Raw genomic sequence first — 24,939 nt, forward strand, 5'->3', positions numbered from 1 at the left:
CACCGGGCACCGGGCACCGGGCGGTTTCAGGGAAGCAGCACCGGGTCGATCAACACCGCGTCCCCGACGCACTCCCGCGGATCCGCGCGGACCGAGACCCGAAATCCCCCGCTGACGTCCGCGCTCAGCTCGGCCACCTCGCCGACCCGGACCGTCACGGGAGCTCCCGCGGGATCCCCGTCGACGCGCACCGCGAACGTGACCGCGGTACCGGAATCCTCGTGGTCGGCCAGGCCGACCTCGGCGCGGAAAGTGCTCATGTTCCGGTCGATGTTGTACCCGACGGGGTAACCGTCCGAGCAGCTGCTGTCCATCGTCAGCGCACGCGGGCGTTTCCGCTTGCCCACGGTGACCTCGCCGCGCTCCCAGTACATCTTTCCGTCGTCCGGTTGCCGGTCGGCAAGGTGAACCGCCTCCGCGGGGGAAGCCGCATCCGACTCCGGCTCCTCGTCCGCACCTCCGGAACCCGGCTGCCCGCGGGTCCGCGTAACGGTCTCCGTGACCGTGCTGGGCGTCGTGCTCGCCGAGGCCTCCGACTGCTTCTGCTCGGCACGCGTGGTGAAGTAGACAGTGACGGAACTGGTGACCAGCGTGACCAACGCGGTGATCACCGCGGCGACGACGGCTCCGCGACGACTGATCACGGCAGCCCGGACCGTGGCGTGCTCGTCCACTCGCCCGGGGCCCGCAGTCCCGCTGCTCCGCGACGGCCGGTACGTCGACCGCCTCCCCTTTCGGAACCCCACGAGTCGTGAGAGTACTGGGCGCGCGATCTCCCGTGTCCGAAATCGTCGAAAAATCCGGGAGCCGGACGCGCCGGCCACACCGCCACACGTCCGGTGGAACCACGTCGCCCGAGACGAGTCGCCGGGAGCCGGCGGGAAGCCCCGGCGAGCTGAGCGCACCACCGGGGTTCTCCGATCACAGCGGCGGAAGCGGCGGGATTCGAACCCGCGGGCCCTCTCGGACCGCTCGCTTTCAAGGCGAGTGCATTAGGCCGCTCTGCCACGCTTCCGGGGCCGTAGCGTAGCGGCCCACGCCCACCCGCACCAATGCCGGGGGCCGTGGTCGCGCGAACCAACCACCTCCGCGCGCCACCTCCGCGCCGATCAGGAGGCCGCTCCCCGCGGCGGTCCCGGGCACGAGCGGGGCGGGACCAGCGCCGGGCGGGGCGGAACCGACTTTCGAACCAGGCCGCGCACGTATACTTTCGGCGGAGCGCACCTGCCACGTTCGCCGCGGGGCCCGCGCGGATCGGGCGAGCACCCGCTCGGGCGGGACGGTTGCGGGACGAGCGGACCAACCCGCGCACTCTCCAGGGGGGGGAAGGCCGGTGACAACTGCCGTCGACGTGGCCGATCTGGTGAAGCGCTACCCCAAGAGCAGGAACAACGCCGTGGACGGGCTGAGCTTCCGGGTGCGCCGCGGCGAGATCTTCGGCCTGCTCGGCCCCAACGGAGCGGGCAAAACCACGACGGTGGGGGTGCTGACCACGCGCATCGTCCCCACCTCGGGCAAGGTCGAGATCGGCGGGATCGACGTCGGCCGCAACCCGGTCGCGGCCAAGACCAAGGTCGCGGTCGTCCCCCAGCGGGTCAACCTCGACCGCTCCCTGAACGCGCGGCAGAACCTGCTGTTCCACGCCACCTACCACGGGGTCGGACGTTCCACGCGGCACGCGCTCGCCGACGAGCTGCTCGACAGGATGGGCCTGGCCGGCAAGGCCAAGGCCCGGGTGGACGACCTCTCCGGTGGGCAGTCCCAACGCCTGATGATCGCCAGGGCGCTGATCCACCACCCCGAGGTCCTCTTCCTCGACGAGCCCGCCACCGGGTTGGATCCGCAGGCCAGGCTGTTCCTGCACGACAGGATCGCGGACCTGCGCTCCGAAGGAATCACCGTCGTGCTGACCACCCACGACATGGACGAGGCCGAGAAGCTCTCGGACCGGGTGGGCATCGTCGACCACGGCAGGATGCTCACCGTGGACACCCCCTCCGAACTGATCAGATCGCTGCCCGGCAGCGGGACCATGGACGTCACGGTCCGCCCGAGCGGCCGAACCCCCGAGGCCACGAGCGACGCGCTCGCCGGGATCCCCGGGATCCGGCACGTCGAACGCCTCGAGCACCCGAGCGGCGCGGGCGCCCCGGACGAGACCAGGCTGCGGCTGTACGTCGCCGGGGAGACGACCGAACTGCTCGGGCCAGTGGCCGCGCGGCTGCACGAACGCGCCGTGACCGTCACCGACCTCGCTCTCGGCTCGGCGAGCCTGGAGGACGTCTTCATCGACCTGACGGGCAGGGACATGCGGTGAGCACGACGACGACATCCCTTCGCGCGTTCACGGCCGTGCTGGGGCGGGACGTGTTCGTCACCGGGCGCGAACTCCCGAGCTTTCTGGCCCAGGTCCTGGTGCAGCCGGTGGCGCTGCTGTTCATCTTCGGCAAGGTCCTGGGCCAGCTCGGCTACACCCAACCCGGCTACGCCCAGATCCTGCTGCCCGGGATGATCGCGCTCAACGCGTTCCTGGTGGCGCTGCAGAACACCTCCTTCCCGCTCGTGCTGGACTTCTCCTACTCGCGGGAGATCGAGGACAGACTGCTCGCACCGCTGCCGATCAGCTGGGTGGCCGTGGAGAAGATGCTGTTCGGGGCGCTGCGCGGCCTGTTCGCCGCCCTGCTCATGTTCCCGATCGGCCTGCTGATGCTGGGCCGGGTCAGCTGGGACCTGTCCGGGCTGCCCTTCGCCGTGCTGTGCATGGTGCTGGGCTCGCTGGCGGGCGGGACCGTCGGGCTGACCGTCGGAGCGGCCGTGCCGCCCCGCAGGATCAACATCATGTTCGCCGTCATCCTGGCCCCGCTCATCTTCACCGGAGCCAGCCAGTTCCCCTGGGCGCAGCTCCACGACCTGCGCTGGTTCCAGATCGTGTGCGCCTTCAACCCGCTGACCTACGTCAGCGAGGGCATGCGGGGCGCCCTGCTGCCGGAAGTCCCGCACATGGCCCCGTGGGTGTGCGTGCTGGCCCTGCTGCTGGCCTGCTTGGTGTTCGGGGCGGCCGGGATCAAGTTCTTCCTGCGGCGCGCTCTGGACTGAGGTGAACGTTCGGCGGCGCGGTTTGCCCGGATGGTTACTTGGCGGAACCTCTCGTGGGCTCTCGCTTCGGGTGCCCGACATCGGGCAACCACGCTCCCCTTCGCCGGGAGTGCCCGTCCGGGAAGGTGGTGGGGCGGAGAGCACCTGGTGCGGGCCCACGGCTCGCCGGGAGAAAGCCACGGGGCGGGACGCTGGGAATCCCGCCCCGTGGCCGTCCGCGCCGAACCGTGCGGCTCGGCTCCCGCTCACTCCACCGCTTCGGCGGAGAACGGGTCACTTCGGCGCGAACCGGGTCACTTCAACGGCAGCTGGCAGGAGTGCCCGTGCGACTCCCGCGCCTCGTTCAGCCCCATCGGTTCGGCCATGGCAGCGCGCCGCAGCTCAGCCCGCTGCTGCCTGCTCCGCATGCCGTTGACCTCCTCGGTGGTCTGCGCGTAGTGCCCCACGACCTCGGACATCGCCCGCGTGTTGCGGATCAGCGCCCGGCGGTCGACGTTGTCGAGGTCGTCACCGGCCGCGTGGTAGTTGGGGTCGTAGGCCACTCCGGCCTCGCCGCCCCACTTGGCGGCCTGCTTCTCGGTCTTGACTCCCTCGGCTCCGGTGAACAGTCCGCCTGCGGGGATGCCCTTGGCGATGAACTCCCCGTAGTCGGAGCGACCGTTGAAGTCGGTGCCCTCGATCTCGACTCCCTGGCGCTTCATCGCCGCGGTGAAGTCCTGCTCGATCTGGCCCGAGCCGTGCGGCCCCGGGCCCGCGCCGACGCCGTCCGAGTCGTCCCCGTCGTAGCTGAAGTAGCCCGCGTTCGGCGAGCCGATCATGTCGAAGTTCAGGTACATCGCGATGTCGAGCTGCTGCTGGAAGCTCAACCCGTCGACGTACTCGGTGGAGCCGATCAGCCCGGACTCCTCGGCGCCCCACCAGGCGAACCGGACCGCGTTGTTCACATCGGGCTCGCCGCCCAGCTCCAGCGCGGTCTCCAGCAGCCCGGCGCTTCCGGTGCCGTTGTCGTTGATGCCCGCGCCCACGTCCACGCTGTCCAGGTGCGCCCCGGCCATGACGACGTTGTCCTCACGTCCGGTGCGGGTCTCGGCGATCACGTTCTCGGTGGTGATCTCCTCGAACTTCGCCCGCAGGTCCAGCTTCGCGGTGGCCCCCGCCTGCTCGACCAGCTCGGCACCGGTCTGCTCGTCGACTCCCGCCGTGGGGATGACCCCGGCGTCGGCTCCGCCCAGCGTGCCGTTGACCGGCCCCTCGGCGTTGTTGTAGATGATCGCCGCGCTGGCGCCCTGCTCGGAGGCGATGCGTTGCTTCTCGGCGAAGGTGCAGGCTCCGCGCTTGATCAGCGTGATCTTGCCGCTCACGTCGGCGCCTTCGTAGTCGGCGGCCTGGCAACCGGTGGAATCGTCGACCGGGGTCACCGCCAGCGGGGCCTGGATCCCGCCGTCCGGGGTGGCGGGGGAATACTCCAGGGCGTCCGCCTCGACCGGGTTACCGGCGACGTCGAGGGAGATCGAGTCGAGCTGGTACTTGGTGTACTCGAATTCCGGAGTGGACACCTCGTATCCGGCTCGCCGAAGAGCCGTGGAAACGTAGTCCACACTGGCCTGGTACCCGGGTGTTCCCGAGGCCCGCGTCCCGTCGTTTCGGTCGGCGATGCGTTGCAGGGCGACCAGGTGGCGGTTCACGTCGTTGACGGTCGGTCCGCCCTGCGCCCCCGCGTTGTGCTGCGGCAGGGCTGCGGCGGGCACGGCCGCGGCCGCCGCGACGGCACCGGCGGTGAACAGCGCCGGAACCAGCCGTCCTGATCGGAGTTTGCGCACTCTCATCATGCTCCCCGGTTCGGGTGATATGTGTTGAACGAGAGTCCACGAGGAATCCCCGGGCGAGTCAAGACTCCACCTCCCCCCGACGGGCACCGAAAGAGGCGGGATCTCTCCTTTCGGCACTGCCCACCGGACCACGTGAGAACATTTCCCGTTTTTCCCACGAGAAGACGAGAAACAGTGTCGAAACGATACGATCACACGGATTTCTCGAAAGCGGAGCTCCGACACGCCGAACCGCTAGCACTGCTTCGTACATAGCGGGGGTCGCCGGCGCTACGGTCGGGGCATGCACGCGATCACGATCCGCGAACCCGGCGGCCCCGAGGTACTGGAATGGCGCGAGTGGCCCGCTCCCGAGCCCGGACCGGGAGAAGTGGCCGTCGACGTGGCGGCGGCGGGGATCAACCGGGCCGATCTGGCCCAACGCCAGGGCGTCTACCCCCCGCCCGCTGGAGCGAGCGAACTGCCCGGGCTGGAGTGCTCCGGGACCGTGGCCGCGCTCGGCAGGGGAGTCACCGGCTGGGAGGTCGGTGACCAGGTTTGTGCCCTGCTCGCGGGCGGCGGGTACGCCGAGCGGGCGGTCGTGCCCGCCACCCAGCTGCTGCCCGTCCCGGTGGGCGTGAGCACCGTGGACGCGGCGGCGCTTCCCGAGGTCGTCTGCACCGTCTGGTCGAACGTCGTGCAGGAGGCCGGGCTGTCCCGCGAACAGGTCCTGCTGGTGCACGGCGGCTCGGGCGGCATCGGAACCTGCGCGATCCAGATCGGGCGCGCGCTGGGCGCCAGGGTCGCCGCCACGGCGGGCTCGGAGGCAGCGCTGAACCTGTGCGCCGAGCTCGGGGCCGAGCGGACGATCAACTACCGCGACGGCGACTTCGTCTCCGAGGTCAAGGAGATGGGCGGGGCCGACGTGGTCCTGGACAACATGGGCGCCTCCTACCTGGACCGCAACCTCAGCGCGCTGACCACGGACGGGCACCTGGCCGTGATCGGGCTGCAGGGCGGCAGGAAGGCCGAGCTGGACCTGGGCAAGATGCTGGTCAAACGGATACGCGTGTCGGTGCTCGGACTGCGCGGACGTCCCCTGGACGGGCCGAACGGCAAGGCCGACGTCGTGGCCGACGTCCGGCAGCGCGCCTGGCCGATGGTGGAACGCGGCGAGCTGCGCCCCCTGGTGCACAGCAGGTTCCCCATGTCCGAGGCCTCCCGCGCCCACGAGCTGCTGGAGGGTGGCGGAGTGCACGGCAAGGTGCTGCTGGAAGCCCGCTGAGCGAGTCGCTCGGCTGACGTAGGTGGTTGCTTGGCGGAACCTCTCGCGGGCTCTCGCTGCGGCCAGGCCCGACAGAGTTATCGGGATGGAGGCTCGGGCCGGTTCCCCTGCGGCACAGCTGCGCCGCCCCGGTCAGGAGCTCCCAGCGCGAGGCTCCCGTTCGACGCAGGTGCTCTGAGCCCGGGCAGTCGGCACCGCCGCGGGTTCTCAGTCGAGTGCCCGGCGAGGACAGTGCGCCCGTGGCGTAGGTGGCTACTCGATGGGCGCGCTCCCGCAGCCGGGCGCCGACTGAGGTTCCGCCACGCAACCACCCACGCAACCCGACCCGCAAACCAAGCAACCGGCACCGCCGAAAACCATAACCTGACCGACCGGTCACCATTGGGGAATGCACGGCAAGGACATCGACCCCGGACGGATGTTCGTGGTCGGCGACGAGAACACACCGGTCGGCGCCGGAGCGGTCCCCCGCACGGGAGACGAGTCCTCCGCGGCCGAGGCGGCCGCGGAGGTCGCGGGCGAACACCCGAACAGTGATCAGGATCTCGGTGAGCTCGTCGAGCAGCCCACCAAGGTGATGCGCATCGGGACGATGATCAAGCAGCTTCTCGAGGAGGTGCGCTCGGCCTCGCTCGACGAGGCCGGCCGCAACAGGCTCAAGGAGATCCACCGCTCCTCCGTGCAAGAGCTCAAGCAGGGGCTGGCTCCGGAGCTGATCGAGGAGCTGGAGCGGCTGTCCCTGCCCTTCACCGGGGAGGAGACCCCCTCCGACTCCGAGCTGCGCATCGCGCAGGCCCAGCTCGTCGGCTGGCTGGAGGGGCTCTTCCACGGCCTGCAGACCGCCCTGTACGCCCAGCAGCTCGCCGCGCGGACCCAGCTGGAGAAGATGCGCCAGGGCGCCCTGCCCGCGGGCGAGGAAGGCAGCACCGGTGAACCCGCCTACGGTGGTTCGCCGGGGCAGTACCTCTGAGGCTCTCGGCTGCGTCTCCAGCCGGGACGCAGCCGGTTCGCTGCGAACACGCCCCCCAGCCGCTTCACACGTTCGGACGTATCGGACGGGGAGTCACCGGAGGCGAAGCCCACGACAAGTACACGCACCCCGGTCGGTACTCTGCACAGTGTGCAGGCGAGCAGCACGCAGAATCAGTCTACGGTCCCGCCCGAAGCGCGCACCCGGAGCTGGCGAAAAGTCTTCGACGACATTTCCAGCGCAGCCCGGCAACGACAGCTCTGGGCGCACCTGGGATGGCAGGACATCAAGCAGCGCTACCGTCGATCGGTTCTGGGCCCGCTGTGGATCACCATCAGCATGGGGGTCACCGCCGCCGGCCTCGGCCTGATGTACTCCACCATCTTCGGCCAGGATCCCAGCGACTACGTGCCGTACATGACGGTCGGCTTCATCATCTGGTACTTCATCTCCGGATGCCTCACCGCGGGAACCGAGGTGTTCATCCAGAACGAAGGGATGATCAAGCAGCTGCCCGCGCCGATCAGCATCTACGTGTTCCGCACGGTCTGGCGCGAGTTCCTGCTCTCCCTGCACAACCTGGTCATCTACCTGGCGATCCTGGCCATCTTCACCCCGCCGGTGGGCCTGGACGTACTCGCCGCGGTGCCCGCGCTGCTGCTGTTGCTCGTCAACGGAGGCTGGGTCGTCCTCCTCTTCGGCATCACGAGCACGAGGTTCCGGGACATCCCGCCGGTGGTTACCAGCTTCATGCAGCTGGTCTTCTTCATGTCACCCATCGTGTGGCCGATCGAAGCCCTGCGCGAGAACGCGGGGCCACGTGCCTGGTTGGCGCAGCTGAACCCCGTCTACCATTATGTGGACATCGTTCGTGCGCCCCTGCTCGGAGAACCCCAGGATCTGCATCACTGGTTGATCGTGCTCGCCATCACGGTCGTCGGGTGGGCACTTGCCCTGCTCATGATGCGTAACTATCGGGCTCGTGTTTCGTACTGGGTCTAAGGAGGTCGGCAAACCGTGGTCAGCATCGATGTGTGGAACGCAGCTGTCGACTTCCCGATCTTCGACGCGAAGTCGCGCTCGTTGAAGAAGGCCATGCTCGGCAAGACCGGCGGCAAGATCGGCACCGAGAGCAAGGTGCCGATCATCGAGGCGCTGCGTGACATCAACCTCTCCCTGAGGTACGGGGACAAAGTAGCCCTGGTGGGACACAACGGCGCGGGCAAGTCGACCCTGCTGCGGCTGCTCTCGGGCATCTACGAACCGACCAGGGGCAGCGCGCGCATCGAGGGCAAGGTCGCCCCGGTGTTCGACCTCGGCGTGGGGATGGACCCGGAGATATCCGGGCGCGAGAACATCATCATCCGCGGCCTCTTCCTCGGCATGAGCCGCAAGCAGATGGAGAAGCGCATCGACGACATCGCGGAGTTCACCGAGCTGGGGAACTACCTGTCGATGCCACTGCGCACCTACTCCACCGGTATGCGGGTGCGGCTGGCGCTCGGTGTGGTCACCTCGATCGACCCCGAGATCCTCGTGCTCGACGAAGGGATCGGCGCGGTCGACGCCGACTTCCTCGAGAAGGCCAAGAGCAGGCTCAACGACCTGGTCAAGCGGTCCGGCATGCTGGTGTTCGCCTCGCACTCCGACGAGTTCCTCGCCGAGCTGTGCAATTCCGCGATCTGGATGGAGAAGGGCCGGATCCAGGAGCAGGGCTCGCTGCGCGAGGTCCTGACGCACTACAAGGGCAAGGACCCCTTCGAGAACCTCAGCCCGCGCGCGCTGGCGCGGATGCAGGGCGACGAATCCGACCCGACCGCCACCATCGGAAGCAACGAGGGCTGATGACGGCATCCGAACAATCCGCGCGGCTGCCCCGCGGAGCTGTGGTGACGGTGATCGTCACCAGGAACCGCGCGGAACAGCTGGCCGAGTCGCTGAAGGTCATCGCGAACCAGACCCGCGTCCCGGACCACCTGATCGTGGTGGACAACGGCCCGGAGCAGCCCGCTTCCGCGGTGGTGGAGGAGTGCCCCATCCCCTCCACCTACCTCCCGTCCAACCGCAACCTCGGCGGGGCGGGCGGGTTCGCCCTGGGAATGCTGCACGCGCTGGCCCTGGGTGCGGAATGGGTCTGGCTCGGTGACGACGACGGCAGGCCCGCCGACGACCACGCGCTGCGCACCCTGCTGGACGAGGCGGAGGGCCGCGGGCTGGCCGCGGTCTCGCCGGTCGTGGTCGACATCGACCGCCCGGACACGCTCGCCTTCCCGCTGCGGCGCGGGCTGACCTGGAAGCGACACCCCGAGCAGCTGCGCGACGGCGGATCCGACGAGGAGTTCCTCGGCGGGATCGCCTCGCTGTTCAACGGGGCGCTGTTCCGCGCCGCGACGCTGGACGTGGTCGGGGTGCCGGACTACCGGCTCTTCTTCCGCGGCGACGAGGTGGAGGTGCACCGCAGGCTCGTGCGCTCCGGGCTGCCGTTCGGCACGACGTTGCGCACGCGTTTTCTGCACCCGAACGGCTCCGCCGAGTTCAAGCCGATGCTCGGCGGGAAGTTCCACGCCCAGGACCCCGAGGACGCCACCAAGCGGTACTACACCTACCGCAACCGCGGCTACCTGCTCGCCCAGCCGGGAATGCGCAGGATCGGGGCCCTCGAGGTGATCCGATTCGGACTCTACTTCGTGGGGCAGCGCAAGAGTCCGCGAACCTTCCTCGAGTGGTTGCGGCTGCTCCGACTGGGCCGCCGGGAGCGCTTCTTCCGGCGGTGATCGGCCCGGTCGGCTCGTGGCGGAACCTCGCGCAGCTGACCGGGTGACCGGCACGTGAGTCCGCTCCTCGCCAGTGTTGGGGATCATGCGAGCAGCGGCGGAGCTGTTCGCGCGGCTCGACCGCTCGACTCACCACCGGCGCGGAGTTCCGCGCCATCCCGGCGAATCGGGCCCGGTGCACGGATCGTCCCGGACGCGAGTCCGGACCGCCGCGAGTCCGGACTCGACACCCGGTGCTCGCGCGGACAGCGCGCACCGGGCGGCACGACCGGAGCAGGCCTCGGCGGAGCCGGTCCCGGATGAGCGGCGCAGCCGCTCGTGACCACCCGCGAGCGGGCCGGTCCGCCGCGCGTTTCCCGCGGGAAGTGTCCGGATCCACAGCACAGTGGTACCGAGGATCAGGCTCGCCGAAGCGGCTACTATTCTCCACACGTGCTTAATGTCGGGCGGGAAGAAGGCGAGCGGCCAGATCCGGGGGAAAATCCCGACAGCGACAACGGCGGCCGTGAGGAACCTTCGCACACCAGAGCGTCGAAACGTCTCCGAATCGTCGCCGCTGTACTGGGACTAGTCGGCACCATACTGTCGTTGTCGGTTCCGTTTCTGCCCGTGCAGCACGACATAACGAGTCTGCGGTGGCCAACCGCGCAGGGAACCGAATCGGTCTCGGCCCCACTGGTGATCTACTCGCCGCTGGACCTGAACTTCACCGCGTCGTGCGCATCCGCGCGGAGCCTGGACAACAGGACCGACGGGGCCGCGACGCTGCTCAGCACCAACCCCCCGTCCTCCGAGTACAGCAACCTGACGGGGATGGTGCTGCGGGTCGAGGACGGGACGCTGACCCTGCTCTCCAAGGGCCGCCAGCTCGGTACGACCTCCCTGCCCAGCAGCGGGGAGTGCACCATCTCGGTCAAGTCCGACGCCTCCCGGACGGTGGCCGAGGTCGGGGACCAGACGCTGGCCAACGTGCAGGGCCAGGACCGCAGGCCCCAGCTGACGGGGATCTTCTCGCAGCTGGACGACCAGCAGGACCCGATGGACGGGGTCTCCTTCCAGGCCCAGGTGGACACCCGCTGGTCCACGACCATCACGGCGCTCAAGCTCACGGTCATCGCGCTGGCCGCGCTGTGCTTCATCGGATGCGTCGTCGTGCTGCGCAAGTTCGACGCGCGCGCCGGTCGCAGAGCGCCGCGCCTGGTGCCCAGCGGCTGGTGGAAGCCGAACTGGCGGGACGTCTCGGTGTTCTCCGCCCTGGTGATCTGGTGGCTGTTCGGGGCGATGACCTCGGACGACGGCTACATCCTCTCGATAGCCAGATCCAGGGACAGCGCGGGCTACATCAGCAACTACTACCGCTGGTTCGGAGCCCCCGAGTCCCCGTTCGGCTGGTTCTACGAGCTCTACTCCCAGTGGGTGCAGATCTCCACGGCGACCCCGTGGGTGCGACTTCCCGCCCTGCTCATGGGGATCGTCAGCTGGCTGCTGATCAGCCGCGAGGTGCTCCCCCGCCTCGGCCAGCAGGTGCGGCGCAGCCGGGCCGCGGGCTGGGCCGCAGCCGCCGTGTTCCTCGCCTTCTGGCTGCCCTACAACAACGGGCTGCGCCCGGAACCGGTCGTGGTGCTGTTCTCGCTGCTGGCCCTGGCCTCCGTTGAGCGCGCCGTGGCCACGCGACGGTTGCTGCCCGCGGCCGTGGGCCTGTTCGGCGCCGCGCTGGCCCTCGGGGCCAACCCGCACGGGCTGATCGCCGTGCTGCCCTACGTCGTGGCCCTGAAGCCGCTGCTGCGGCTGCTGGGTCAGCGGATCCGGCAGTTCGGCTGGGCCCCGGTGCTCGCCCCGATCTCGGCCTGCGGGTTCCTCATCCTCAACATCGTCTACTGGGACCAGACCTGGCAGTCGGTGATCGATTCGACCCAGCTGCGCGGTGAGATCGGCCCGAGCCTGAGCTGGTACCAGGAGCTGAGCCGCTACTCGCTGCTGTTCAGCCAGTCGGCCGACGGGTCGATGACCAGGCGCTTCCCCGTGATGCTCGTGATCCTGTGCCTGATCACCTGCGTCGTGGTCCTGCTGCGGCGGGGCCGGATCCGCGGTGCCGCGCTGGGGCCGAGCCGCAGGCTGCTCGGGGTGACGGCGCTGTCGTTCTTCGTGCTCATGCTCACCCCGACCAAGTGGACGCACCACTTCGGCGTGTTCGCGGCCGTGGGAGGCGCGCTCGCCGCGCTCACCGCGCTGGCCACGAGCAGCACCGTGCTGCGCTCCCGGCGCAATCGCGCCGCCTTCTTCGCGGGGCTGATGCTGATCTGCGCGTTCGCGGCAACCGGCCCGAACGCCTGGTGGTACGTCTCCGGCTGGGGTGTTCCCTGGTACGACAAGCCGCCCTCGCTGGGGGGCTACGAGGCCAGCACCGCGCTGCTGGTGGTCGCGGGGATAGCTCTGGTGGTCGCGTTCATCGAGCACCTGCGCATCGACGAGCACCGTCCGCACGTGATCAACCCGCCCAAGCTCGACCGCAACGGCCGGACCGGGCTCGAGGGCCGCAGCCGGGCGCTGCGCCTGGGGACCGCACCGCTGTCGGTGATCTGCGCCCTGCTGGTGCTCGGCGAGGTGGCCACCTTCGGCAAGGTCGTCCAGGAGCAGTGGGGCAGCTACAGCCTCAGCTGGGACTCGGTCCGGCAGCTGGCCGGGAAGAGCTGCGGGCTCTCGGACTACATCTACGTGGAGAAGAACCCGCTCGCGGGCATGCTCCCGGTCTCCGAGAACCAACCGAACAACCCCGAGCCGGACACCGAGGTCCCCGACCGGCTCTCCGAGCGGGAGACCCCGCAGGAATACCTCGGCGCGAAGATGGAGGGGTACCGCCACAACGGGGTTCCTCCCGAGAACGGCAACGGCCAGTCCGACTCCGACTGGGACCCGCCGTACGGGCTCGGCACGGAGAGCGCCCCGGTCTGGGGCAGCTACGACGAGCGCCACATGGGCACCGGCGAGCTGCGCACCCAGTGGTACGACCTGCCCGAGCGGGCCCGCAACGGCGAGGTCCCGATCGTGCTGGCGCTGGCCGGCAGCGCCAGCGGGGCCAACGGCCTGTTCGTCGAGTTCGGCAAGCAGACCGACGAGGGCTTCAAGGTGATGGACCGCCGCCCCGTCACCGCCAGTCCCACCCAGAAGTGGCGGGACGCGCGGATCAGCGTCGACGGCAAGGCCGAAGGGGCCGAGCAGGCACGCGTGATCGCGATCGACCAGACCCTCGGCGAGGACGGCTGGCTGGCCGTGAGCGGACCGCGGGCGCCCCAGCTGACGAACATGACCGAGTTCATCGGCGACGCCCCCACGTTCGTGGAGTGGACTGCCGCGTTCCAGCACCCCTGCCTGCAGCTGCCCGACATCAGCCACGGGATCGCCGAGGTGCCGCGCTTCCGGGTCGCGGCCGGCGGTGCGCTGGACTCGGTCGGGCAGAGCTGGTCCTCCCCCGATGCGGGCGGCCCGTTCGGCTGGATGAGCCTGACCACCAGCATGCGGGAGTTGCCGACCTACATGCGGGGCGACATCCACCGGGACTGGGGCACGCTCTACGCGGTCGACCCGTACGCGCCCGAGGCGCTGCCCGCGCAGGCGGCGATGCACATCGAGCACGAGACGCACTGGGGCACCTGGAGCCCCGGAAAGCTGAGCAGGCCGGTTCAGCTGCCCGGCGACGTGCCGAGCTCCGACGACCGCAACGACGCCTCGCAGCGCGACGGGGCGAGCGGTGACGACATCGGCTTCATGGACGGGGCCGACAACCGGCGCGGGGTCGACTGAGCACGCCCCGCGGTCCGGCCCCTGCCGGTGGCGGACGTGCGCGCGGCCCGGTGGGAACGGCGGTTCACCCGTTCCCACCGGGCCGCGTGCTTCGGGAAGGCGGTCCGGAGGGAAGTGCGTACGCTCGGCAGGCGGTTCCGCCCGCTCCGCTGAGCCTCCGCCCGGGCGGTGAACCGCCGGACCGGGGACCGCTGGACCGGGCGCGAACGGGCAGCAGCGCCGAAGCGCTACTCCCGGAAGACCACCCAGCGCAGCAGCACGAAGTTGATCCCGGTTCCGAGCCCCTGGCCGACGACCCAGCACAGCGACCACCGCAGCTGGGCTCCGTAGCCGAAGTCGAACGGGGGCAGCGTGAGGAACAGCAGCTGGTTGGTACCGATGTTGACCAGGAAGGTCACCAGGTAGACCAGCACGAAGGCCCCGGCCTTGGCCTTGGTGTTGCCGGTGCTGGCTCCCGTGAAGGTGAGTTTCCGGTTCGCGACGTAGGAGGTGGTGGTCCCCAGCGCGAACGCCAGCGAACGAGCCAGCCAGTTCGGGAGCTCCAGAGCCAGCAGCGTCATGTACGAGCCGTAGTCCAGCAACGCGCAGACGCCGCCGATGAGCCCGAAACGGATCAGTTGGTTGAGCAGCCCCAGCTTCTTTACCTCGGGTTCAGCGGTGCTCTCGGCCACGGCCACTCGTTCACCTCAGCTGTTGCGACGACATCGCGCGGGACACGGGGCGGGCGCGAACCGGGCTCGGCCACGACACCTGCTTCCCCCTGGTTTCGGGGGCGAGTGTAGCCGCCCTCCCCAGGGACCGAAGCGACACGGGTTCACCCGGCGGGTCGACACCACGCAGCGCCGATAGACTCCCTCCAGTGGGATCGGTTAAGGACGAGCACAAGATGCTGACGGGCTGGGGCCGCACCGCCCCGACCATGGCCGAAGTGGTCAGCACACCGGACGTCGAAACCATCGCCCGCGCCGTGCGCACGGCAGGCGACCGCGGGGTGATCGCCAGAGGGCTCGGCCGCAGTTACGGCGACCCGGCGCAGAACGCGGGCGGACTCGTCATCGACATGACCGCGCTGAACCGGATCCACTCCATCGACGCGGACAGCGGCGTGGTGGACGCGGACGCCGGTGTCGATCTCGATCAGCTGATGCGCGCGGCTCTGCCCTTCGGACTGTGGGTTCCGGTACTTCCCGGCACCAGACAGGTGACGATCGGCGGGGCCATCGGCTCGGACATCCACGGCAAGAACCACCACTCGCACGGCTCCTTCGGCAGCCACGTGCTCTCGCTCGACCTGCTCACCGCGGACGGCGAAGTGCGCACGCTCACCCCGGACGGGGAGTCGGCGGAGCTCTTCTGGGCCACGGTCGGCGGCATGGGGCTGACCGGCGTGGTCCTGCGGGCCCGCATCGCGATGAAGCACACCGAGTCGGCCTACTTCATCGTGGACAACGACCGCACGGCCGACCTCGACGAGACTCTGGAACTGTTCGGCAACGGTTCCGACGAGTCCTACGACTACTCGATGGCCTGGTTCGACGCGATCTCCAGCGGCCCGAACCTCGGCCGCGCCGTGTTCTCGCGAGGCTCGCTGGCCAGGCGCGACGAGCTCCCGAAGAAGTTACGGGCGGACCCGCTGAGGTTCGACGCCCCGCAGCTGCTGAGCTTCCCGGACGTCTTCCCCAACGGGCTGGCCAACAAGTTCACGTTCAGCGCGTTGAGCGAGCTCTGGTACCGCAAGGCTCCCAAGAAGGGTCGCGGGCTGGTCCAGAACCTGACGAGCTTCTACCACCCGCTGGACATGTTCGGCGAGTGGAACCGGGCCTACGGTTCGAAGGGGTTCCTGCAGTACCAGTTCATTGTCCCGTTCAGCGCCGAGGACGAGCTGCGCAGGATCATGCGCCTGATCGCCCAGTCCGGCCACGTCTCCTTCCTCAACGTGCTCAAGCGCATGGGTGAGGGGAACCGGGCTCCGCTGTCCTTCCCCACGCCCGGCTGGACGATCACCGTGGACTTCCCGATCAAGCCAGGTCTGGAAGCGCTCTGCAACCAGCTCGACGAGATCGTGCTCGGAGTCGGCGGCAGGCTCTACTTCGCCAAGGAGTCCCGCACCACACCCGAGATGATCGAACGCATGTACCCGCGTATCGACGAGTGGCGCAAGACGCGCGCCGCGGTCGACCCCCAAGGAATCTTCCGTTCCGATTTGGCCAGGAGGCTGAACCTGTGATCGACGCGGTTGGCAACCCCCAGTCCCTGCTGCTGCTCGGCGGCACCTCGGACATCGCGCTGGCCACTGCCGAGCAGTACGCCCGCAAGCGCCCGCTGCGCATCGTGCTGGCCGCTCGCCCCTCCGAACGGCTGGAGGAGGCCGCCGAGCGGCTGCGCGGGACGGGCAGCACGGTGACCACGGTTCCCTTCGACGCACGCGACCCCGACAGCCACGCCGACACCCTGGACAAGGCCTTCGCCGACGGCGACATCGACATCAGCCTCGTCGCCTTCGGAATGCTCGGCGACCAGGAGAAGCTGTGGACCGACGTGGAGGCGGCCAGGGAAATGGCCGAGATTAACTACGTCGCCCCGGTGACCGTGGGAGTGCTGCTCGCCGAGCGGATGCGCAAGCAGGGGCACGGCCACATCGTCGCGCTCTCCTCCGTCGCCGGGGAGCGGGTGCGCCGCTCCAACTTCGCCTACGGCTCCTCCAAGGCGGGCATGGACGGCTTCTACACGGGGTTGACCGAGGCCCTCCGCCCCTCCGGGGTCAAGGTCACGGTCGTGCGCCCCGGCCACGTGAAGTCGAAGATGACCGAAGGGATGAAGGAGGCCCCGCTGGCCCAGACCCCCGAGCAGGTCGCGGGGATCATCGTCGACTCGGTGCGCAAGGGCAAGGAACTGGTGTGGGCGCCCGCCCAGTTCCGCTACGTGATGAGCGTGCTGCGGCATCTCCCCCGAGTCGTCTTCCGCAGGCTTCCCTTCTGAGGGACGCTTTCCGTCCACCCCTTGGCGTAGGTGGTTCCGTGGCGGAACCTCAGTCGGCGCCCGGCTGCGGGTGCCCCGACATCGGGTAGCCACCTACACAACGTCGGGGCCGTCCTCGCCGGGCACTCGACTGAGAACCCGCGGGCGGTCGGGCTGCGTGGGCTCGAAGCGCTTGGGCTGAACGGTGCCCTTCTACCTGGAGTGCCTGTTCAGGGTTTTCGGGGCAGCTCAGTTTACCCGCGGCGGCGCCGGTTGCTCGGGCTCAAAGCGCTTGGGCTGAACGGTGCCCTTCTATCGGGAGTTCCTGGCGGGAGCGGCGACTCGGTTCGCTCTCGGCGGTGCCGACCGCGCAGGCTCACAGCGCTCACGTTGGCGTGGTCCTGCTGGTCGGGAGTTCCTGGTCGGGAGCACCTGACCGGGAGTTCCTGACCGGGTGGGGCCGCCGCGCCCTCCAACCGCCGATTCCGCAACAACACACCGCCAGTATCGTGACCGAATCGCAACAGGGATGCGGTGAACGAACCGGCCGGCCGGGAGATCACACGGGGTATGGGAGTCCAAGAACCACCGGCACGACCGCCACGGGGCGAGGGCACAGGCACACCGTCGGCCGGCGTCTCCCGACGCCGGGAATGGCGGATCGCGCTGCTTGCCGGGCTCGCCGTGCTGCTCGGCGCGCTGGCCGTGCTCGCACCGGTGCGCGTGGACGACCCCGTGCTCACCTGGCCGCAGCAGGGCGAGCGAGCCACCTCGACGGTCGTTCCGCTGTCGCCGTACCGGCCGCTGAGCATGAACGCCGAGATCCCCTGCTCCACGCTGCGGCAGGCAGACGGCACCTCGCCCGCGGATGAGCCCGCAGCAGCACTGCGCACCCAGCCGCCCAACGGGCAGGAGGGGCTGCGGGTGACCGCCGCGGACGGCACCGCCAGGTTCCACGTCTCCGGCGAGCTGGTCCACACCGAACCGCTCCCGCAAGGGGACTGCACCTATCGGGTGGTCGCCGACGACTCGGGCGTGCGCGTCCTGCGCGACGGCACCACGCTGGCCGAACGTCCCGAGCTCCTCCCACCGCAGGTGGCCGAGTTCTCCACCGCGGCGGAGGGCACCCCCCAGGCGCAGGGGCTGTCGGTGCGGCTGCACACCGACGCCCGCTACGAGTCGCACCCGAGCGCGTTGAAGCTCGGGCTGCTGATCGCGCACGCGCTGGCGCTGGCCGGGGTGCTCGTGCTCGCCTGGCGGCACTGGCGCGGAACCCGGTCGATGCGCAGGCTGCGGATGCCCCGGCTCGGCGCCGCCGACGCCGTGCTGGTGCTCGTCTCGCTGGCCTGGATCTTCCTCGGGCCGACGAATATGGACGACGGCTGGTACCTGATGATGGCGCGCAACGCCGTCGAGAACGGGTACATCGGCAACTTCGTCTACATGTTCAACGTCACCGAGAACCCGTTCGTGCTCAGCCAGTACCTGCTGCAGCTCTGGGGCGAGCTCGGTGGCTGGTCGCTGTGGTGGATGCGCGTGGTGCCCACCTTGTGCGGGATCGGGACCTGGTTCCTGCTGCGCGTCCTGCTCGCCACCGTGCTGGGCCGCACCGGCGGCAGGCTGCGGATCGTCCCGTGGGCGCTGCTCGTGGCGCACCTGGTCTGGTACCTGCCCTACGGGACCACGCTGCGCCCGGAGCCGGTGATCGTGGTGTGCGCGGCGGCCACCCTGGTCTTCGCCGAGGCTGCGCTGCTGCGGCGGTCGGTCGGGATGCTGGCCGTGGCCACGGTGTGCGCGGTGCTCGGGGTGACCGCCTCCCCCACCGGGATCGCAGCAGCGGCCCCGCTGGTGCTGAGCCTGCCGTGGGTGGTGCGCTGGTTGCGTCGGCAGCCCTGGTCGGCCCGCATCGGTGCGGTGCTGCTCGCCGTCGCCTCCACCACCGTGGTGGTCCCGATCGGGTTCGCCGACGCGAGCCTCGGCGACGTGCTGGAGGCCTACGACGTCCACCAGTGGTACTACCTCTCGTTCTCCTGGTACCAGGAGTTCGAGCACTACAACACCCTGCTGGACACCGCGGGCTGGGCCCGCAGGCTCCCGGTGCTGCTGACGCTCGCGCTGATCGCCTCGGTGGCCATCGCCAGCGGGCGGGTCAACATGGGCCGCGACCCGGTGCGCAGGCTGTTGCTGGTCAGCGCGGTCGCCAGTGCCGTGGCGCTGGCGATGATCGCCTTCAGCCCCACCAAGTGGGTCAACCACTTCCACGCGGTGGCGGCCGCGCCGACGGTGCTGCTGGCGGCGGCCCTGGTCCGCTCACCGCTGCCCCGCAGGGGCGCCCAGGTGGCGTCCACAGCCAGCCTGCTGCTGCTCGTCGGCGTGGTCTCGCTGAGCTACGCGGGCGGGACCTGGTGGGTCCCGTTCTCCGACGCGGGACACCGCTTCGGCAACCACCTGGACCCGAACTCGGAGACGGCGAACACCCAGCCGCACTTCGAGTGGCTGTACCTGCGCAACCCCGCAGTTTGGTTGAGCGTGGCGGCGCTGGCGCTGGCCTGGGGCTACTGGCGCAGGCGGCGCGGGCTGCCGGTGCTGCTCAAACCAGACCGCGCCGTGCTCGGCGCGGCCTCGCTGTCCGCCGTGGTGCTGCTGCTCGCCACGTTCAGCTACGCCCCGATCGGGCAGTCCCCGGGCTGGACGATCGCGCGCTCCGGGGTGCGGACGATGTTCGGGGACGGCTGCGGCCTCGCCGACGCGGTCAAGGTGCAGCTGCCCGTGAAGCGCCAGCCGGAGGCCCCGGCGAACCCGCCGCGCCTGGAGGGCGACTTCCGCAACGACCGGCCCGTTCCGCTGGCCGCTCCCCCGTGGTCGGACCCGACCACCGCCTGGCACGACGACGTGCCGGACGGGACCAGCACCGGAACCGGGGAGCTGACCACGGGCTGGTACCGGATCCCCGCTGAGACCGCGGGCACCCACGTCACGGTTCCACTCGCGGGAGCGCTGGGCAACCAGGACCTGCGGGTGGAGTTCGGCGAGCCCTCCGGGGGCGGCTGGCGGGTGACCGGTTCGCGGCGCCTGGAACCGGACACGCGCATGCCGCTGGACGAGTGGCAGCAGCTGGCCGTCGAAGTTCCCGAGGGGGCGCGGGGAGTGCGCCTGGCCCTGGCGGACCGCAGGACCGGGGCGAACTCGTGGATCGCCGCTGCCGAGCCGCGGCTCACCGCGGAGAACCCGATCTCGGAGATCACCAGGGACCGCCCCGTGCTGGCCAACCACATCGGGGCTGCCGAGTGGCCGTGCGCCAACCAGGTGAAGGTGGACAACGGGCTGACCGGGACACCGGTCGTGCGGATGACCGTCGACCAGCTGCTGCCGCCGGACTGGCCGGACAACATCAGCAACCTGCCCTGGGGCGGCGCGTGGGAGCAGACCTCGCGCGAGTGGGTGCAGACCAGGCTGCCCGCGCGACTGCGGCCGAGCGGTCCGCCGCGCAAGCCCTGGGGGCACGTCTACGTCCTGCGCTACCAGCACCCGGTCGGGGAATTCGACCTGGAAGTGGGCGAGAAAACGCGGTGGGGCTGGAAACGACTGCCCACCCTGGCGGACAACGATTATCCGAACATCCCGGACAACGCCGGAACCGATTCGGAGGAGCAGAACGAGGACGAGCAGGATTGAGTCCTCGGGAGGCCGTGCGGATGATTCTCGTCCGCGCGGCCTCCCGGCTCCCGGAACAGAAAACTCCTCCGCACCGCTCCGACAGGGCGCCGCGAAACAGCCGGAGGTCCGGATTTCCCGGGCCTCGCACGTGGCGCGCGGACTCCGGTGAGGCTCTCGCTCCCACCGGAAAAGGATTACTGTAACCCAGCTCACCGCGTTACACTCGATTCGATCCGTTTGCACGGGTAAATTCGACTTCGAAACGGTAACGAAACGAGACATCCAGCCCCCTTTCGTTCGATCATGGATTTCGAATCGAAAGGGGAACGAGTGCAGGTCAAGAATCTTGTGGGACATGCCGTCGCGCTGAGCACGGCGGCAGCCCTGGTCACGGCCGCTCCCGCGGCGGCCGAGAACGCCGAGCAGAACGACTCCGGCAACCGGCAGCCGAGCGCCACGAGTTCTCAGCAGCCCGCGCCGTCGAGCGAGAGCTCGGAGAGCACGGACGAGCAGGACGCCGCTGAGGACACCGCGGAGGAGACCTCCGCCGAGGAGTCCACTGCGGACTCCACCGAGACGGACTCGGCCCAGCAGGGGACGACCGAGCAGGGCGCGACCGAGCGGAGCTCCTCCGAGCAGGAGTCGGTCGAGCCGAGCTCGGAGCCCGCGGGCGAGGAGTCCACCACCTCCCGGAGCACCGCGAGCACCGGCGACCCGCTGCGGGGCCCCGTCTACGGCGAGACCCCGAAGACGCCCGGTTCGGCGGAGGCGGACGAGCAGGGATCCCTCGAGACCTACGAGGCAGCGCCCGGAGACGCGGGCGAAGGCGCTATCCAGGAGCGCTACGAGGGGCTCGACCAGCAGACCAAGGAGCGCGTCGGGCAGCAGGAGGGCGACGAGGTCGTCGTCAGCGACTCGCTGCGCTACCAGGACTACTCCAACGCCCGGTTCTACTGGTCCCAGCAGTACGGCGTGAAGATCGTCTTCGGCGCGGTGCTGGACAAGTACATCCAGCTCGGCGGGCACGAGTCGCTCGGTGTTCCGTCCACGGACGAGCTCACCACCGATGACGGAGCCACCTACAACGAGTTCGTCTACAGCGACGCCAACGGTGACACGACCAGTGCCATCTACGACCACTCCGCGGCGGGCACGCACGCGATCGTGGGTCCGATGCTGGAGAAGTGGCGTTCCGTCGGCGGAGCCGACGAGCTGGGCTACCCGATCAGCGACACCTACCTGATCAGAGACGGGCGGGGCACGTTCAACAACTTCCAGAACGATGCCACGATCTTCTGGACGGGGAACACCGGTGCCCACGTGCTGCGGGACGAGGTCCGGGACAAGTGGGATCAGGTCGGTGGCCCGGAAAGCAAGCTCGGCTACCCGACCACCGACCAGGGGATCACCCCGGACGGCAGGGGCAAGTACAACCACTTCGAGAACAACGCCTCGATCTACTGGACCGCCGAGACCAACGCCCACGTGGTCCGGGGGGCGATCCGGGACAAGTGGTCCGCCACCGGCTGGGAGCGCGGCCCGATGGGCTACCCGACCAGTGACGAGATCACCGCAGGCGACGAGGTCGGCAAGTACAACACGTTCACCGGCACCGACGGCCTGCCCGCCGGGATCGTGTGGAGCCCCGACACCGGGGCGCACACCGTGCAGGGCTGGATCGCCCAGCGCTACATGGAACTCGGTGGCCCGAGCGGCGTGCTCGGTTACCCGACCACCGACGAGAGCAACACCCCGGACGGCAGGGGCAAGTACAACCACTTCAACGGTGCCGGCGGCGCCTCGATCTACTGGACCCCCGGCACCGGGGCCCGCGAGATCTACGGCGGCATCCGCGACCACTGGGCCAGCATGGGTTGGGAGAAGTCCTACCTGGGCTACCCGACCACCGGCGAGTTCGAGATCGAGGGCGGTCGCAGGAACCACTTCGAGGGCGGCCACATCAGCTTCTACCTCGACTCCGGCCAGATCGTGGACCGGCGCTGGTGAGCAGCCGCGGACCGCGGAATCCCGCCACTCGGCGGTAACCACTTCGGAGGGCTTTCCGGGGCTTCCCGGAAGGCCCTCCGTTTTTCTCACGGACGGGTGAAAAAACTAAGACCAACGCGTGAGAAGCCGTGTTCGTTCCACAACTTCCGTCCTGGCCCGCGCACTCTGAGTTCGTCCGGATCACCGAGGCGAACAGGAGATCTTCCGTGACTTCCCGAAAGGGTTCCATTTTCCGCAAGAGCGCGGCCAGCACCGCCACCCTGCTCGCGGCGACGCTCTCGCTCGGGCTGTCCGGCACGGCCAGCGGTGACGTCACCCAGCAGACCGGTGCGCAGCAGACCGGTGCGCAGGACACCAAGGCCGCGCCCGCACCAGCTCAGTTCAGCCCGATCCAGGAAAGATACTGGAACGAACCGCACCTGCGCAGAGTGCTCGGCAACCCCGTGGACTCCGAGCAGAGCACCAACGGAATGTCCTACCAGGAGTACCAGCACGGCTGGATGTATCACACCGAGGACACCGGCGCCCACGAGGTGCACGGCGCCATCTCGGACCGCTACGAGGCCCTGGGAGGGCACTCCAACTACAACGTGCCCATCACGGACGAGCTTCCCACTCCGGACGAGGTGGGTCGGTTCAACCACTTCGCGGGCACCGAGGCCATCGGCACCGCCTCGATCTACTGGACCGCGGACACCGGAGCGCACGGCGTCTGGGGCCCCGTGCGCGAGTTCTGGGGGCAGCGGGGCTTCGAGCGGGGTTACCTGGACTACCCCGTGACGGACACGGCCGACACCCAGGAGGGCGACGGCGTCTACACCCACTTCCGGGGGGCCGACCACGCGGGCGCCTCGGTCTACTGGAACCGCGCGACGGGAACGCACTCGGTGCGCGGCACGATCCGCGAGCTGTGGCTGAGCATAGGGGCCGAGACCTCCTGGCTGGGCTACCCGGACTCCAACGAGTACGGCGTCCCCGGGGGCAGGCGCAGCGACTTCCAGGGCGGCTACATCTACTGGAACGCCTCCACTGGCAAGGCCACCGCGCACCGCTACTGATCCCGTTGCCGGTGGGTGGTGTTCCCCCTGCGGGGCCGCTGGGCTCTTCCGCGGAATGCGTGAACACCACTCGCCGTCCCGGCGGTCGGTTTCCGGGCCGGTTCTTTTCGCCACCGCGAGCGAAAGCGGCGGGAACGGGCACCTCCGTTCCCGCCGAACATCACTTGAGCAGGCGTTCCGGCCGGAACGCCGCCCGGAGGGCGACCGATGTGAAGCATCCTCGACGCGGATTCGTCGGATGGTGACATCCGGGATCGGAGCACTTCGGACGCGGTTGCACGGCCATTCGAGTCGGCTGCGAGAATCGACTGTGGATTCGGGGCCGGGGCGATGGGAGACTCGGATATGACCGTGAAGTGCTCCATTGTGGACAACATGCTGGTCGCTGAGTTCGATCCCACCATGTTCAGGTGGCTACGCGCTTCACTTCCCCGCTACCGGGACATAATCCAGGCTCGCCTGGACGAGTACCGCGAATACGACTGGCTCTGCGAGCGGCTCTCCCTCCCGCTGCCCGTCACGCCGCTGGACTCCACGATGCTGCGGGCGCTGCGGGACAACTGGTGCGACCCGGTCGAGGACGACGCGCTGCGGGACTGGATGGAAGCCGACCTGGTCAGCAGGCTGCGCGATGACGCGGACCTGGTGCTGTCCACCCTGCCCGCCGAAGGCGATCAGTTGCTGCTGCACACGGCCGAGCAGGTCGAGGCGTGGTTCTGGGTGCTGGTCAACATGCGCATCGCCTACGGGGTGGAGCACGGTGTCCTCGGGCCGGGCTGTCCCCCGATCGACAAGCACTTCGACAAGACCGCGGACTGGAACGACCCGCTCACTCCGGCGCGTTTCGCCGTGTGGTGGCTGCACCGGGTCGCGGAGTCGCTGCGCAAGGTCTCGGGCCAGCCGCTGCCGGAGTACTCCTGCTACTGAGGTGCCCTCCGCGGAATTCCGACGTGGCGATGCAAGGGCCAGAACGGCGGCGGATTCCGGCACGGTCTGCTGAACGAGGGGCTTTTCCCGCAAGCGAGCCCGGCGAGGGTGTGGCTCGAACTCGACGCTGCGGAACGCTCGGAGTGCGCTGCTCGTATCCGCGAACACGGCCTGGAGCGTGTTCAGCTGCGGGCTCTTCGGCCGTTCTGTGACGCAAAGTGTCCGGCGTCTCCTCGCGGGGACGCCGGACACGGTCTCAGTGGATCAACTGACCGGGCAAACCGGGTAGTTGACCCAGCAAGCTAGATCCCGGGGATCTTGTTGCAGGGGTTCAAGAACGAGTCGGAGTCCTGGCAGATTCCGCTCCCCCAGAGGTCGTTGTCTTCCACGAAGGAATCACCGGTGGACAGGGAAACGTAGACTTGTCCCTCCGTTCCCGTAACGAACGTGACGATGTCGTCCTTGCCATCGCCGTTGAAGTCACCGACGGCGGGACGCTCGTCGTCCAGGCCGAAGTAGTCGTGCCACTTCTGGTTGTCTTCGGTGAACTTGCTGCCGGTGGACAGGGAAACGTACACATCACCGGCGTTGTTGGAGT

At 69.2% G+C, this 24,939-nt stretch carries 18 protein-coding genes and 1 tRNA gene; 14 read left to right on the plus strand and 5 right to left on the minus strand.

From position 1 onward, the window contains the following. Positions 1-26: 26 nt before the first annotated feature. Complete coding sequence (locus G9Q41_RS22780) at positions 27-644, minus strand: NPCBM/NEW2 domain-containing protein (protein ID WP_165638176.1); 618 nt, start codon at positions 642-644, stop codon at positions 27-29. Positions 645-930: 286 nt separating this feature from the next. Beyond that, positions 931-1,015: transfer RNA gene (locus tag G9Q41_RS19725), tRNA-Ser, on the minus strand. Between the two features lie 318 nt (positions 1,016-1,333). Here G9Q41_RS19725 and G9Q41_RS19730 point away from each other — a divergent pair. Together G9Q41_RS19730 and G9Q41_RS19735 are read left to right on the plus strand one after the other, a co-directional pair. Continuing rightward, on the plus strand, positions 1,334-2,317 hold the full coding sequence (locus G9Q41_RS19730; protein ID WP_092524844.1) for an ABC transporter ATP-binding protein: 984 nt from the start codon (positions 1,334-1,336) through the stop codon (positions 2,315-2,317). Beyond that, complete coding sequence (locus G9Q41_RS19735; RefSeq protein WP_092524846.1) at positions 2,314-3,096, plus strand: ABC transporter permease; 783 nt, start codon at positions 2,314-2,316, stop codon at positions 3,094-3,096. The genes G9Q41_RS19730 and G9Q41_RS19735 overlap by 4 nt, the downstream gene beginning before the upstream one ends. A gap of 293 nt (positions 3,097-3,389) precedes the next feature. Here G9Q41_RS19735 and G9Q41_RS19740 read toward each other — a convergent pair whose 3' ends face one another. Further along, complete coding sequence (locus G9Q41_RS19740; RefSeq protein WP_165633744.1) at positions 3,390-4,916, minus strand: M28 family metallopeptidase; 1,527 nt, start codon at positions 4,914-4,916, stop codon at positions 3,390-3,392. A gap of 292 nt (positions 4,917-5,208) precedes the next feature. Between G9Q41_RS19740 and G9Q41_RS19745 the strand changes: the two genes are divergently transcribed. From G9Q41_RS19745 to G9Q41_RS19770, 6 genes are all read left to right on the plus strand, one after another. Next, a complete protein-coding gene (locus G9Q41_RS19745; RefSeq protein ID WP_092524851.1) occupies positions 5,209-6,189 on the plus strand; it encodes an NAD(P)H-quinone oxidoreductase in 981 nt (326 codons plus the stop codon). A gap of 388 nt (positions 6,190-6,577) precedes the next feature. Beyond that, on the plus strand, positions 6,578-7,159 hold the full coding sequence (locus tag G9Q41_RS19750; RefSeq protein ID WP_165633745.1) for a bacterial proteasome activator family protein: 582 nt from the start codon (positions 6,578-6,580) through the stop codon (positions 7,157-7,159). 150 nt (positions 7,160-7,309) lie between these two features. Beyond that, positions 7,310-8,161, plus strand: coding sequence for an ABC transporter permease (locus G9Q41_RS19755; RefSeq protein WP_092524855.1), 852 nt, complete (start codon positions 7,310-7,312; stop codon positions 8,159-8,161). Between the two features lie 15 nt (positions 8,162-8,176). Continuing rightward, entirely contained in the window at positions 8,177-9,004 is an 828-nt protein-coding gene (locus G9Q41_RS19760) for an ABC transporter ATP-binding protein (protein WP_092524857.1), read from the plus strand. Next, on the plus strand, positions 9,004-9,933 hold the full coding sequence (locus G9Q41_RS19765) for a glycosyltransferase family 2 protein (protein WP_092524859.1): 930 nt from the start codon (positions 9,004-9,006) through the stop codon (positions 9,931-9,933). The genes G9Q41_RS19760 and G9Q41_RS19765 overlap by 1 nt, the downstream gene beginning before the upstream one ends. A 588-nt stretch (positions 9,934-10,521) precedes the next feature. Further along, complete coding sequence (locus G9Q41_RS19770) at positions 10,522-13,734, plus strand: arabinosyltransferase domain-containing protein (RefSeq protein ID WP_242687680.1); 3,213 nt, start codon at positions 10,522-10,524, stop codon at positions 13,732-13,734. Positions 13,735-13,961: 227 nt separating this feature from the next. On the opposite strand, the gene G9Q41_RS19775 is transcribed toward G9Q41_RS19770, so the two are convergent. Beyond that, complete coding sequence (locus G9Q41_RS19775; protein ID WP_165633746.1) at positions 13,962-14,411, minus strand: GtrA family protein; 450 nt, start codon at positions 14,409-14,411, stop codon at positions 13,962-13,964. Positions 14,412-14,620: 209 nt separating this feature from the next. Between G9Q41_RS19775 and G9Q41_RS19780 the strand changes: the two genes are divergently transcribed. From G9Q41_RS19780 to G9Q41_RS19805, 6 genes are all read left to right on the plus strand, one after another. Next, entirely contained in the window at positions 14,621-15,961 is a 1,341-nt protein-coding gene (locus G9Q41_RS19780) for an FAD-binding oxidoreductase (protein WP_165633765.1), read from the plus strand. Continuing rightward, positions 15,958-16,713 carry a decaprenylphospho-beta-D-erythro-pentofuranosid-2-ulose 2-reductase gene (locus G9Q41_RS19785; protein WP_092524865.1) on the plus strand — a complete coding sequence of 252 codons (756 nt, stop codon included), beginning with the start codon at positions 15,958-15,960 and terminating at the stop codon, positions 16,711-16,713. The genes G9Q41_RS19780 and G9Q41_RS19785 overlap by 4 nt, the downstream gene beginning before the upstream one ends. A gap of 549 nt (positions 16,714-17,262) precedes the next feature. Beyond that, positions 17,263-20,367 (plus strand): arabinosyltransferase domain-containing protein, encoded by a 3,105-nt coding sequence (locus G9Q41_RS19790; protein WP_207631504.1) that lies wholly within the window; start codon positions 17,263-17,265, stop codon positions 20,365-20,367. Between the two features lie 285 nt (positions 20,368-20,652). After that, complete coding sequence (locus tag G9Q41_RS19795; RefSeq protein ID WP_207631505.1) at positions 20,653-22,356, plus strand: hypothetical protein; 1,704 nt, start codon at positions 20,653-20,655, stop codon at positions 22,354-22,356. A gap of 206 nt (positions 22,357-22,562) precedes the next feature. Beyond that, the gene (locus G9Q41_RS19800; protein WP_165633747.1) at positions 22,563-23,414 is read left to right on the plus strand and encodes a hypothetical protein; all 852 of its coding nucleotides are present in this window, start codon (positions 22,563-22,565) and stop codon (positions 23,412-23,414) included. A gap of 345 nt (positions 23,415-23,759) precedes the next feature. Beyond that, positions 23,760-24,341 (plus strand): DUF2017 family protein, encoded by a 582-nt coding sequence (locus G9Q41_RS19805; RefSeq protein ID WP_165633748.1) that lies wholly within the window; start codon positions 23,760-23,762, stop codon positions 24,339-24,341. A 302-nt stretch (positions 24,342-24,643) separates the two neighbouring features. Here the strand turns inward: G9Q41_RS19805 and G9Q41_RS19810 are convergent. Continuing rightward, the coding region (locus G9Q41_RS19810) for an FG-GAP repeat protein (protein ID WP_207631507.1) at positions 24,644-24,939 on the minus strand (296 nt) is incomplete at its 5' end.

The sequence above is a fragment of the Actinopolyspora sp. BKK2 genome (assembly GCF_011291845.1).
In the GTDB taxonomy this organism is placed as follows: Bacteria; Actinomycetota; Actinomycetes; order Mycobacteriales; family Pseudonocardiaceae; genus Actinopolyspora; species Actinopolyspora saharensis.